Annotated in this window: 15 protein-coding genes; 6 read left to right on the top strand and 9 right to left on the bottom strand. The window is 43.1% G+C overall.

Going from position 1 to position 12,456, the window contains the following annotated elements; translation table 11 throughout:
• Positions 1-94 precede the first annotated feature (94 nt).
• From NF859_RS03670 to NF859_RS03660, 3 genes are all read right to left on the bottom strand, one after another.
• A complete protein-coding gene (locus tag NF859_RS03670) occupies positions 95-790 on the bottom strand; it encodes a hypothetical protein (protein WP_252743052.1) in 696 nt (231 codons plus the stop codon).
• Between the two features lie 26 nt (positions 791-816).
• Positions 817-1,176, bottom strand: coding sequence for a hypothetical protein (locus NF859_RS03665; protein WP_252743051.1), 360 nt, complete (start codon positions 1,174-1,176; stop codon positions 817-819).
• A 187-nt stretch (positions 1,177-1,363) separates the two neighbouring features.
• Entirely contained in the window at positions 1,364-1,948 is a 585-nt protein-coding gene (locus tag NF859_RS03660) for a 50S ribosomal protein L15e (RefSeq protein WP_004066319.1), read from the bottom strand.
• A 156-nt stretch (positions 1,949-2,104) separates the two neighbouring features.
• Between NF859_RS03660 and NF859_RS03655 the strand changes: the two genes are divergently transcribed.
• Entirely contained in the window at positions 2,105-3,175 is a 1,071-nt protein-coding gene (locus NF859_RS03655) for an mRNA surveillance protein pelota (RefSeq protein WP_252743050.1), read from the top strand.
• Here the strand turns inward: NF859_RS03655 and NF859_RS03650 are convergent, their stop codons facing one another.
• The 5 genes from NF859_RS03650 to NF859_RS03630 are packed head-to-tail and all read right to left on the bottom strand — an operon-like array spanning position 3,176 to position 7,885.
• Entirely contained in the window at positions 3,176-4,162 is a 987-nt protein-coding gene (locus NF859_RS03650) for an AIR synthase family protein (RefSeq protein WP_252743049.1), read from the bottom strand.
• Positions 4,140-4,955, bottom strand: a complete 816-nt coding sequence (locus tag NF859_RS03645; protein ID WP_252743048.1) for a 7-cyano-7-deazaguanine synthase — start codon at positions 4,953-4,955, stop codon at positions 4,140-4,142. Before NF859_RS03645 ends, NF859_RS03650 begins: the two co-directional genes overlap by 23 nt.
• A gap of 12 nt (positions 4,956-4,967) precedes the next feature.
• Entirely contained in the window at positions 4,968-5,807 is an 840-nt protein-coding gene (locus NF859_RS03640) for a class I SAM-dependent methyltransferase (RefSeq protein ID WP_252743087.1), read from the bottom strand.
• A 47-nt stretch (positions 5,808-5,854) separates the two neighbouring features.
• A complete protein-coding gene (locus NF859_RS03635; protein ID WP_252743086.1) occupies positions 5,855-6,787 on the bottom strand; it encodes a dipeptidase in 933 nt (310 codons plus the stop codon).
• 27 nt (positions 6,788-6,814) lie between these two features.
• On the bottom strand, positions 6,815-7,885 hold the full coding sequence (locus NF859_RS03630) for a hypothetical protein (protein ID WP_252743085.1): 1,071 nt from the start codon (positions 7,883-7,885) through the stop codon (positions 6,815-6,817).
• Positions 7,886-7,956: 71 nt separating this feature from the next.
• Between NF859_RS03630 and NF859_RS03625 the strand changes: the two genes are divergently transcribed.
• From NF859_RS03625 to NF859_RS03605, 5 genes are all read left to right on the top strand, one after another.
• On the top strand, positions 7,957-8,505 hold the full coding sequence (locus NF859_RS03625) for a DUF531 domain-containing protein (protein WP_252743047.1): 549 nt from the start codon (positions 7,957-7,959) through the stop codon (positions 8,503-8,505).
• Positions 8,487-8,996 (top strand): signal peptidase I, encoded by a 510-nt coding sequence (locus tag NF859_RS03620; RefSeq protein WP_087035273.1) that lies wholly within the window; start codon positions 8,487-8,489, stop codon positions 8,994-8,996. Before NF859_RS03625 ends, NF859_RS03620 begins: the two co-directional genes overlap by 19 nt.
• A 123-nt stretch (positions 8,997-9,119) precedes the next feature.
• Complete coding sequence (gene lplA / locus NF859_RS03615) at positions 9,120-9,869, top strand: lipoate-protein ligase large subunit (protein WP_252743046.1); 750 nt, start codon at positions 9,120-9,122, stop codon at positions 9,867-9,869.
• A 139-nt stretch (positions 9,870-10,008) separates the two neighbouring features.
• Positions 10,009-11,142 carry a site-2 protease family protein gene (locus NF859_RS03610; protein WP_252743084.1) on the top strand — a complete coding sequence of 378 codons (1,134 nt, stop codon included), beginning with the start codon at positions 10,009-10,011 and terminating at the stop codon, positions 11,140-11,142.
• 4 nt (positions 11,143-11,146) lie between these two features.
• Positions 11,147-11,659, top strand: a complete 513-nt coding sequence (locus NF859_RS03605) for a TIGR00725 family protein (protein WP_252743045.1) — start codon at positions 11,147-11,149, stop codon at positions 11,657-11,659.
• Here NF859_RS03605 and NF859_RS03600 read toward each other — a convergent pair.
• On the bottom strand, positions 11,652-12,386 hold the full coding sequence (locus NF859_RS03600) for an RAD55 family ATPase (RefSeq protein WP_252743044.1): 735 nt from the start codon (positions 12,384-12,386) through the stop codon (positions 11,652-11,654). The two genes, NF859_RS03605 and NF859_RS03600, sit on opposite strands and share 8 nt — an antisense overlap.
• Between the last annotated feature and the right edge of the window lie 70 nt (positions 12,387-12,456).

Below are 12,456 nucleotides of genomic sequence, written 5' to 3'. Positions count from 1 at the left end.
TAAGTAGTTATATCATAACACTTTTTAAAATTTTTGATTTTTAATACTGATATAGAGTATAAAAGAGTATAAACAGGATTTATATTGGTCTTCTTTACTTGATCTTTTTTAGGTGTAGAGCTCCTCCTATTAAAGCTACACTCGCAATTATAACTAGCAAAAGGAAAATCCAAGAAGTGTTTTCTTTTGTATCTTCCGGGACACAATATGTGCCCGAGTTGGCAGTGGAGTTTAAAGATTTGGGTTCAGAGGAAGCAGGGGCGGTTATTGGTATATTATACGTCGCATAAGGAGGCGCCAAATTCTCAAATTCGTACTTTATAGAGAGTTTGAACCCTTTTAGCTCCGGTGAAATCTTGATCCTCAACAAGAGATAAGGCTTGAGAGACTCGCCATCAAAATAAAATACATAGAGCGGTTTATCAAACAACTGCGAAAGTTCTTCCCAAGTTATCAGTTCTTTCTTCGCTTTTTCATTCAACAGGAACCTACCATCGATGGTGCCGTTTAGGTATAGAAGATACTGATAAGAAAGCCAGTATGTAAAGTTAAAGTCCAGCAAAGTTGTTCCAACATGCTTTCCGGATCTTTTGATTACCGTAAAGTTATTTTCAACGGCATCTATCTTAACGGATGGAACGATTACAATCCCCTCTTCATAAGAAAATGCCACTAAATTGTTTAACAAATCCCCGCTCCATAAATAAGATAAAAGCTCTTTGATGGGCACTTTATAGGTGGTGGAGTTGAACAAAAATACCACATAATCCCCCTCAAGTTTTCCAGGCACTGGAAGGACACTTCTCTTTACTTTGGTCAGAAGTTCAGAAAGAGTTTGTTTTGATAACCGTATTCATAATACCAACCAATATGATATGCACCGCTTGAGTTTACAAGGTAAAAGTGGGCACGCTGAGTGGTTGGATCATATTCCGCAATGCACTCCCCAAAGTTTTGGGGTTTAAGATTATAAAAACCAGTGCTCACGTAGATAACACCTTCAGTTGTCGGAGCAACAGATACCTGAAAACCTGAGGAACAAAAATCAACGGTGAGAGTTGGAGTGGCATAAACTAAGGAGTGAGCAACTAAAGAAAACAACAGCACAAAGGAAGCGAGAAGCTTTCTTCCAAAGAAAGAGTCCCATTTAACATACCACAATCCAAACTTTGCCATTGAGTCACCTCAGTCTATAGTTCTTATTATGACTACTTAAATTTTTTGATTTTTAACACTCTTATTAGTATTAATGAAATTTCACCCTGTTATTCAGGTTTAGTTTGACCATCTAAAATCACAAAAAATGATTAGAGATTAGACCTAAATGCACAAATCTAACAGAAAAGAGAATAAGAAACGCAAATTACTTACCCCTTCCTCTGTGAGCCCTAATGCTTGGTCTGACCTTCTCAGCGCCTTTGCCTTTGTTGAGCAGACCTCTGCTTCTCTTTCCAGCGCTTGTGAGCCCTCTAAAGACCCTACCCTTGTGGGCTTTTCCAGCAATCCAAGCGATCTTTGGATCTGACTTGATGACTGGGTGGTGTGGATCAACTAAGATAACCTCAAACCACTTGTACATACCGTCCTCGCCAACCCAATATGAGTTGAGAACCTCAAGGTTGGGGAACTTTCTCGCAGCTTTTTCCTCAGCAATCCACTGGAGGGACTTCTTTGGTGAGTACTTAACTTGACCCATCTTTGAGGGCTTTCTTCCGCCCCTCCACCTTGGTCTTTTCCTTCCGCCTTTTCTCACTCTAACTCTAACAAGAACGTAACCCTGCTTCGCTTGGTAGCCTAAACTTCTAGCCCTATCAAGTCTGGTTGGTCTCTCAATCCTAACAACGCTTGGCTCTCTTCTCCACTTAATCATCCTCTGCTTCAAGAGTTCTCCAACGTAGCTCTTTTTTGGGCTCTTCCAAGCTTCCCTAATGTATTTGTACATTCCCATCTTTTTCACCTCGTCCTTCACTGTTTGTGGTTCTCCGCAGAGCGGAACATCCCGCGGTTTCCACCGCCTAGTCGTGGTGAATAAAGGGCGTTGCTTTTTAAAAGTTGCGCCTCATTATTTAAAAAGCAAGCCTCAAATCTTGAGTGGGTGGTGAGAGTGAAAATAGTTCATCAAGACCCCAAGGAGGGCAAAATCAAAGTCAAGGTTGAGACGCTCGATGATCTCTGGCACCTCTATCACATTATCGAGGAAGGCGATGTTGTTTACGCTAAAACCCTCAGAAAGCAGAGCCAGAGGAGTGATTCCCTAAGGCCCGAAAAAGTCCAAGCGATACCGGTGTTTCTTGGGGTTAAAGTGGAAAAAGTAAATCTTCACAGATTCGCAAACGCCCTAAGGGTAACCGGCCCCATAGTGTATGCTTCCCGAGAAGAGGTTCCCCTCGGCAAATACCACACAATAGCAGTTGAAGAGAACGACACGATAACGATACAGAAAGAAAAATGGAAAAAGCACCATCTTGAGAGGTTAGAAGAGGCTGTCAAGGCCTCTCAAAGGGCTAAGGTTATGATAGTTGTGATTGACGAGGGGGAAGCTGACATAGCTGTAGTTAGAGAGTATGGCGTCGACATCATAGCAAACGTGACTCACAACCTTGGGGGGAAGAGGTATAACTCTGACAGGGAGAGCGAGGAGAAAAAATTCTTCCACGATCTTGCCAAAACGATGATTGAAATAATGGAGAGGGAAAATGTTGACAAGGCTATTGTGGCCGGTCCGGGATTTGCAAAGGAGAACTTTTACAAATTCTTAAGTGAGAATTATCCCGATCTAGCCAAGAAAGTTGTTATAGAAGACACAAGCGTTACGGGAAGGACTGGCATCTATGAGGTAATCAGGAGAGGCACCGTGGATAGGGTTTACCACGAAAATAGGGTTGCGAAGGAAATTCAGCTTGTAGAAAAGGTTATTGAGGAGATCTCCAAGAACGGGCTGGTTGCCTATGGCTTGAAAGAGGTCGAAGAGGCTGCAAATTACGGGGCTATAGATACGCTTTTAGTTCTGGACGAACTGCTAAAGGGAGATCACAAGGAAAAGATAGAGGAGATAATGGAGTTCGTGAGAGGCACAAGAGGAGAAATAGTAATAGTTAGTTCGGAACACGAAGGTGGCGAAAAGCTCAAGGCCCTTGGTGGCATTGCCGCACTGCTGAGGTATAAGGTGAAATGATTAATACACCTCTGCATACGCATCTCTTTCAAATTTCGGGAACCCCTCTTTCTTGCCGTTCTTAATCAATACTCTCTCCCTTTCTTCTGTGAATCTCCCAATGACAAAAGCCCCTATTCCGTTTGTTTGGAGCTTTTTGATTAATTCTCTCGTATTTTCGCTTGGTGAGATAATGATTAAAGTCCCCGTTGAAGAGACGGTTAACGGATTTACGCCGTAGAAGTTCACGACCTTCTCCACAAGCGGATGCATATAGAGGTTCTCATAATAAACCTCAAACCCCACTCCGGAGTTGTCAGCTATTTCGTGCAAAGCCGTTAAGCCGCCTTCAGTTGCGTCGTGCATTCCCCTCGCAAATTCCCTTGCCAAAAGTGCATCTCTAACAACGCTCTCAAGCCTGTACATCCCCCTTAGATGAGAGATTTCTGATGGGGAGAGTACGCTCTTGAGTTCCTCGGCTTTAAACCACGCAACCCCGACTGCGAATTCTATTGCAACTCCCTTTGTGATAACTATGTCATCTCCCGCCTTAGCTAGCGGAAGCTTTAGTTCATCCTTTCTCACGATTCCAATAGCAGTTGTTGTGGCTGTAAAGTCGTTAATGGTTTTATAAACGCCAGTGTGACCTCCCACTATGGAGGTTCCATATTTTTTGCACTCCTCTCTAAGCTCGTCCATAATAGCTTTCAGCTCTTCCTCTTTGGCTCCGGGGGGTAAAAGAAGGTCAACAATCAGCCATCTAGGCCTTGCTCCAAAAACGGCTACATCGCTTGAGGCAAAGTGGTACGTGAAAAATCCAAAATGCTCCCTTGGAACTCCAAGAACCGGGTCTGTGGCAATCACAAGGTAGTTACTCTCATCATATTCCAGAACAGCCGCATCAAAGCCCTCTTTTGGCCCAACAACGATTTTCTCATCGCCAACGGGAAGGTCAGATAGAATTATTTTTCTCAAAATTTCGTTTCTAATTTTTCCCAGAGGAAGCATTGGCAGACCTCCTTTTAATGCCTTCGAGGACAGTTTTAGCTTCTTTAAGCACTTTTTCGTTACATCTGTGGCACATTATTCTGAAAGACGGCACAAGGACGCTCATCCTTACCTTATGCTTTCTTGCAATTTTGCTTATTTCATAGTTCGCCTTATATGCCAAATCGAAGTACTCCTCCTTTATTACCTGCTCCTTGTCAATATACTGCAGAGGGCATCCTTCCCTCCACTGCCTCCTCCTTCCGTACTCATACATCCTAAAAACTCTTATATTTGCCTCTTTTGCAAGGGCCTCAACTTCTTCAGCCGTGTAGTTTATTAGGGGTCTCAAAATTGGAATCCCAATCCTCGGAATGGTGCTTAGTCTGTGGTCTCCTTCCCATTGATCCAGCAAAGCGCCTTTTATTTTGTCGTTTGCGTTGTCCCCTTTAGCGATGATGTCAAACCCATTAATCCTTGCAAACCAGTAGGTGTTTTTAAGCATGACCTTCTTACAGTGAATGCATATGGGGCCCTTTTTTCCGAGAGAGTTCCTCAGAAGGCTTTCGGTTATGTCAACGAGGTAATGCTCTACTCCAAGAGAGGCTGTAAATTTAAGCATGTGTGGAAGGGGCTCTCTCCAGCTCCATCTGTGGATGAAAGTTATTGCAGAGATATTTAAGCCAGCATTTTTGAGGAGATAAAGCGCTAAACTGCTGTCCTTGCCTCCGCTAAACATAAGCAGAATCTTCTTTTCATAGAGGCCTTCTCTACTTGCAAAGTCCTTCAGTTCCTCTATGGCCTTAGAGAGCACGGCAATCACCGGTTATGGCTTTAAGGCAACTACTCCTAGGGCTTCTTCGACTCTCTTAACTCCCTTAAACCCCACCTTTCTCAACCTCTCCATAACTCCTCTCTGGAGGTCTTTTTTCCTGTATTTCTTGCCGGGATTTCCTACGTAGTGGAATAGCCTTCCTTTTGGCTTTAAAACCCTAAACAGCTCAGCATAAAATTCTTCACTATAAAGGTGTCCAGCAAGAGAAAACCTTGGAGGATCATGTATTATTGCATCAAAGCTTTTGTCGTTAAACCTCTTTATTACCTCAAACGCATCTCCCTGGATAAGCTGAATGTTTTGGGATGTAAAAACTTCCCTGCTCCACGGGTTGAGTCGAGCAAGTTCAATGACGTTCGGATCTTTTTCAATTGTAATTACATAAGCCCCTCTTTTTGCGCTTTCTATTGCCGTATATCCCAACCCCATGCAGGTGTCTAGGACAAACTCCCCTTCTCTTGGATTTACTGCCTCTACTTTACTCCGGGTGTCTTTTAAGGGATTGGTGTCCTTTGTCCTATGCATTCTGATGCCGTTTATTTCTATGGTTGGAGGAATTGTGGGAACGAGCTTGTAAAAGCCGTCAGCGGCAATTGCGGCTTTATATAATTGCCCCTTACTCAAAAAGTAAACTGTGTTTTTGTCCTTTGCTATCCTCTTCAAGATGTCTTTTTTCACTTCACTTCCATCGGGAAAAACGACTTTATCCTCCCTAACGAGAACTACATGTGATCTGTTCGTTTTCCTTAAATCGAGGTTTACTCTAACCTCTCCCTTAGAAAGCAGTAAAATTCTGGCCTCTCTGAATGTTAGGAAGTAAATTTCTTCCATGCTCCCCACTCAAGAGAGAGAAATGCAAAGGAGTTAAAAGATTTTGGTTATCCAACGACTCTTTCAAAAACCCTTTCAAAGTTTTTGAATGCTATTGCTTCAACTTCCTTCTTGCTGAAATTCTCACTTAGTCTCTTCAAAAGCTCTGGAATTCTGCTTTCGTTTTCAAATCCCTTGACGCTTTTTCCGCTCCATCCTTTGAGGTAGTAAACGAAGTCAAAACCAAATCCGACGTGTTTGTAACCGGTTAAATCCACTATGTACTCTACGTGGGCAACCATTTTGTCCAGCGTTGGGTTTTCCTTATCTACAAAACCCGGGATTGCATTGATACCTATAACACCGTCTCTCTCTGCTAGGGCTTTTATTTGGTCGTCTTTGAGGTTTCTGGGATTTGGGCAAAGGGAGTAAGCATTCGAGTGGGAAGCTATAACCGGAAACGCCGTTGTGTCGATAACGTCCCAAAAACCCTGCTCGTTTAAATGGCTTACATCCACAACTATGCCGAGTTCTTCCGCTTTTCCAAGCACTTCTATGCCGAAGTTAGTTAGGCCTCCTTTTGTTCTCTCAAAAACACCGTCCCCTATGGCGTTTCTTAGACTCCACGTCAAAGTTAGAACCCTTAAACCTAAGGCGTAGAAAACTTCAAGCAGGTCTAGGCTATCTTCTATCGGCTCTCCACCCTCCAGTCCAAACCAGAGTGCCACTTTTCCATCCTTAATGACATTCCTCATGTCTTTTACGCTGGTCACAAGCTCAAAGCTTGGACTCTCAATGACGTCTTTGTGAAAGTTGTTCAATACCTCCAGGGCATACCTCAATGCCGTGGCTCTTTTTTCTGGTGTTGTCCAAATGGCCATTACCCTCGACTTTATTGTATCCCCGAAGAACCTCTCAAAGTTTCTCTCTAAGACTGCATTGCCGTTCTTTCTTTCCTCATAGATGTAGGTTGGCAAATCAGAATGAGCGTCGAATATCACGATTTTCACCCATAAGACTATCTGCTTTTAGTATTTTAGTATTTTCCTTAGTTCCGCTACTGTGGCGGCGCGGATATGAATGTCGGGTATCAGCTCAGCTATCTTGAAAGCACCTTCAACTTCCCCACTTTTTAGCATTCCCACGGCTATTTCTGCCATAATCTCAGAGCGCAGCTCCACGTCTTCAATGTTCATGGAAAGCTTTAACGCTTCTTTAAATCTTTCGAGTCCAGTCAGTAGCTTTATCACGTAGTGTAGATAGCGCTTGGGTATTTGGAGTTCTTGGAGATATTTAAGGGCTGTTTCGACTATGTGGCTGTACCCAAGGGTTTCGTTCTTTTTCATCCATAGTGCTACCTCTAAAAGACCAATAAATATCTTCTCATCGTTAAATGTGCGTATAATTAATTTGGTGGCGTAGATATATTTGCCTTCCGAGACGGCTTTCCTTATTTCAGGCAAACCAACTGTGGCCAGGGTTCTCGCTAGATCGATTTTCCTTTCAACAGTCGCAGCTTTTGCTGGTACGCGGAGCTTTTCAAATAAGTCATGGGCTCTCTCGTAGAATTTGATAGCCTCTTCTGAGGGGAGCTCATCTCCAACGCTTTCTATTATGTTTCCTAAGTCTATGAGGTACTCGGTCTTCTTCACATAGTTTACCCTTAGGTTGACCACTATGTCAAAAACCCTCTCAAATAGATCCAACGAGAAATCCACAAGTCCGGAAATGCCCATATAATATGCAATATTTGCAAGAGGGTGTATTTTGTCTTCAGGCTTCTTTATTTTTTCCGCTTCCTTTATTGCGTCTTCAAACAGCTCCAGGGCATATTCTGTATCTCCTATCTTGTAATATGCAGAGGCAATATTCGCGAGTGCTTTCGCTTTCTCTCCCTTGTCTTTAATTTTTTCAGAAAAATATTCTGCATCCTCCAAAAAACCATAAGCCATCTCCATGTCTTGTGGGTAAATTACCTTAGCCATAGCACTGAGAGCTAACACTTTATCTAGATTATTGTCTAGATTGTTAACTAATTCCAATGCTTCCTCATATTTTCCGTTCCTCACCAAAAACACAATATCCCCAATCTCAACCATCGTTATCAAAAAATATATTGGGGAAACAACTTAATAAACATTCCCACTTTCCTAATATCAGGTGATCCAGGATGCTTACCTTGGCCCTCTACAATTCATACGATCCCAAGAAGCTTCACGAAGCGCATCTGAGAGCCATCGCTAGAGCGGCTCCCATCTGTTATGCCTTCGATTTCCACCTTGCCCTTATAGGGTTCCCCTTTGAAAAAAAGAAACCAAATGAAATAGCTGAGGAGATATCCCAAAATACAACAATTGGGGAGGGCGGAAAATACCTCATAGAGCTTGCAAGGGCAAACAAGTTTCATCTCATTGAGTTTCCAAAAGGCGGCTTCCCTCCCCAGTTTGGGCATATTGTGGCAACTACACGGAAGCCCAATGAAAACAAGGAAATATCTTCTCATCAGCTTGCAGAAAGGGCTCTTAAAGGGGAAAGCTTTATGCTAGTTGTTGGCCTTGGAAGGCATGGACTTCCGAAGGAAATCTTTAAGTTGGCTAACTATCATTTAGATATCACCGATGGAAAGAGAATAAGTCTGGAAACATGCACTGCCATAGGATCAATACCAACGAAGATTAGAACAATCATGGAGGAATTGAAATGGAGGAAAAGTTATTAAGTGGATGGAAAGGAGACGTTGCATTTCTTCTCATCAGCCTTGTGGTTGTTTTTGCTCTTCATAGCGGTTTGAAAATTGCCCTTCATACAGACTCGCCACTGGTTATTGTAATAAGCGGCTCAATGGAACCAACATTTTACCGGGGAGACGTTGTTCTTCTCAAGGGGGTTCCTCCGAGTGAGATAAAGGTTGGGGACGTTGTGGTTTACAAGAGACCCTACACGAGGTATCCAATAATTCACAGGGTTAGGGATATAGTTGAGTACAATGGAAAAAGGTGCTTTGTGATTCAAGGTGACAACAATTGGATACACGATTTCTACCCCCTTGACATAAAGGAGTTTCCTTATCTTAAAGACTATATCGGTCTAGCTGAGGGGGATGTCCTTCCCTGCATCCCTCAAGAGGCCATTGAGGCAAAGGCACTGCTGGTCTTTCCAAAAATTGGGTATCCTCCACTAATCGTGAGAGAAAGGCTTGGACTGGGATGATGTGAAGGGTAGGTTGCTGAAGGGTGATGAGCTAATCGGCCCCTGACCGGAATCTTCCCTTCTATTTTTGTTCTTTAGGCACACATTTTTAAGCTCTAGCTCTCTTCACTCTTTGGTGATGTTATGAGGTTCATTCCCCTAATAGTTGCAAGACCTGAAGTGCAGATGGCGATAGATGAGGCAATAATGCGGGCGAGAATTGAAGGAAAAGTTGAAGATACCGTTAGGCTTTACGTTTTCAAGCCGAGTTCCATTACCATCGGTAGATTTCAGAGCGTTGAACATGATGTTAATCTTGACAAGTGCAGAGAGCTTAACATCCCTGTAGTGAGAAGAATAACCGGCGGGGGAAGCGTCTTTCACGATCAATATGGCGAGATAACCTACAGCGTGATCATAAGGGAGGATTTTCACGAGAGCTTGAAGAACATAGAAAGAAGCTACAGGTTTTTAGCGGCTCCTCTCGTCAGAGCTCTTGAAGAATTGGGAATAAGCAGTGGCTTTTCTGGGTTAAACGACATAGTGGCTAACGGCAAGAAAATCAGTGGATCTGCACAAACGAGAAGAAAAGGAATTATCCTACAGCACGGTACCTTTATGTATGCAACTAGGCTTGAAGTTCTCGCTTCAGTACTCAAAGTTTCCCGGAAAAAACTGCAAGACAAGGGGGTTTCAAGCATATGGGAAAGGGTGACAACACTTGAAAGGGAAGGGATAAGGCTCAGCAGAGATGAGGCCTACGAGCTATTGAAGTCGAAGTTCTTTGAGGAGTTCCCCCTTGAGGAAGGAGAACTGACGGATTATGAACTTGAACTTGCAGAGAAGCTTATAGAAGAAAGATACGGTAACGAAAAGTGGAACTTCCAAAAATAATGCTCAGCGATCACCTTTCCATCCTCATCTTTCGGTTCGCCCATCACTCATCATCGCATACTTTTCTTGAGGGCTTTTGTTTTTAAGGATATGCACTATCTTTTTAAACTTCCCTTGGGAGTGAAATTAGGTGGACAAAATGGTGAGCTTAATTACAGCAATAACTTTGATACTTGGCTTCTGGGGAGTTCTATATCTCGCATTTGGAAGGAGAGGAGAAGAGAAAGAAGAAGGTCTGCAGGTTGACCTTTTCGTTGCGATATGGAGAACCAAAAGGTTTGTTAACTTCATAGACAAAGTTGGGACGAAGTATAGGAAGTTCTGGAAAGGATACTCCACCCTTGGTATAATAATCGGCTTTATCGGAATGGCTTATGTTTTCTACACCCTCTTTAATCTTGCCATGCAGAATATTCGCACAAAAGCCGCCACCCCAGGTGTTCAGCTTGTTATACCGGGCATTACAATTCCCCTATGGTATGGGCTGATAGGACTTATTGTAGTTATGTTCGTTCACGAATTAAGCCACGGATTTGTTGCTAGGGCCGAGGATTTGCCCTTAAAGTCCGTTGGTCTTGTGCTTTTCTTCGTGATTCCGGGTGCGTTTGTTGAACCGGATGAGGAAGAGTTAACAAAGGCTCCTTTGCTGAGCCGTCTAAGGGTTTATGCTGCTGGCTCTATGGCGAATATTGTAACGGCTCTTCTGGCTATTCTGCTTTTGAGCTATGCTTTAAACCCCATAATACAGCCAGCGGGAGTGGAGGTTTCCAAGCTGGCTCCAGAAGGCCCTGCTAAAAGCTACCTCCAAGAGGGAGACATCATCGTGGGGATAAACGGCCAGCAGATAGCAACAGTGGAGGAATTCTTCAACATAATGAACAAAACAAAGGCTGGAGAAACGATAGAAGTTGAGGTAATACGCAAAGGGAAAAAGGAAGTCATTAACATCCCCTTGGGCTCTCACCCGGATAATCCGGAAAAAGGTTACCTCGGAGTTTATCCAGCGCAACACATAACCTCAAAGGTGGGCTTCAACGGGATCGTGCTCCCTCTGGCGTTTTCACTTTACTGGATTTACGTGCTAAATCTTGGCATAGGATTGATGAATCTCTTCCCCTTAGTCCCACTTGATGGAGGAAAGATGCTTGATGATGTTTTGAAAGCCTTCCTTCCTTCCAAAGTTGCCAAATCTATAACGTACCTATTTGTAGGGATAGGATTGTTTTTGCTCGCTGTGAATCTCTTCCCGGCTTTAAGAAGCCTTCTGGGGTGATAGAATGATCCAAATAGCCATAGCGGGTTCGAGTGATAATGAACCTCTGCCAAAAGCAGTCAAAAAGACAAAAGAATTCATCGAGGAGTTAGCTAAGCACAAAGATAAAGTAGTTCTCCTTACCGGAGGCAGAGGGGGCATTATGGAGATAGCGAGCAGGGAATTTGTAAAGTTTGGGAGAGTCGTTGTGGGAGTTCTCCCGGAGAGGCAGGAAGGAAATGAGTTCAATACAATCAGAATAAAAACCGGGATGGACTTTGCGGAGAGAAGTGCAATTATGATCAATTCAGCCGATGTTTTAGTGGTCTTGGGAGGGGGAGTAGGAACTATGGTGGAAGCATTAATGGCATATGACTATTCGAAACCCCTCGTTGTGGTCACGGACACAGGTTATCCAAGCGACAGACTTGAGCTTCTTGCTCAGGATGGCTACTTTGACCACAAAAAACTCGTGAAAGTGCACTTTACAAAAGATGCAAAGGAAGCCGCCAGGCTTGCATTGGAGCTTGCTAGATAATGTTTATCTTCCCGTTTTCTAACTTAAATATGCGCGTGGTTGGTTTAAAGCTTGGCAAAGGGGATTTTCTTATGAACATCTTCTCCTCAAGCTTTCCTTCTTGAGAGCTAAAGTCGATCTGGTACTGGCTGTAGAGGGAGAGCCATGAGAGGTATCTTTGGGAGACCCTGTCCCTGTTGAGAAGAGTTATATTTATCGGTCTCTTCCTTTTCTCATGAAGTAGAGCGTTTTCTTTTGCTGCCAAATTCTTTTGGAGGTTCCTGAGCTCTCTTTCCTCACCTATTAGAAACGCAAATCCATCCGCAGTTACCTGTATCCCAATTGGTCTCCTGTCTTTTATTCTCTCGCTCAGCATTTTTCTGTAAAGGCTCATAAACTTTGGGAGATACGTTTCCTGATCCATGTCGGCATAATAAATGTATGGCTGTTGGTAGTTTATTCCATAAAATGATGCAAAAATGTCAATTATGCCAAGATTTCCTTTTTCGCCTTCTTTAAAGATGTCAAAACCGATTCTCCTAAGCTCCATGTTCAGCATCGAAAGAGGAACTACCGAGTTGATTATCACTCCGAAATCTCCTTCTTTTATTCTTCTTTTTAGAATCTCGAAGGCGAGAGTCCATCCCTGTGAATAGGTATCATAAGTTATCAAGACAATACTGTCCTCAAGTATCCCTCCTCCCAAAGCTTCATCGAGCTGTGGAATCTTAGTATTTATGAGCTCCATAGCAATCACCAACAAAATTATTACTGTGAGTAAAGAAAAGATTTATTTAAATCTTTTCATCTATAGGGAA

The sequence above is a fragment of the Thermococcus alcaliphilus genome (assembly GCF_024054535.1).
GTDB classification, from domain to species: Archaea; Methanobacteriota_B; Thermococci; order Thermococcales; family Thermococcaceae; genus Thermococcus_A; species Thermococcus_A alcaliphilus.
Note: the sequence above shows the minus strand (reverse complement) of the source record. Positions and strands in the feature narration are given on the sequence as shown.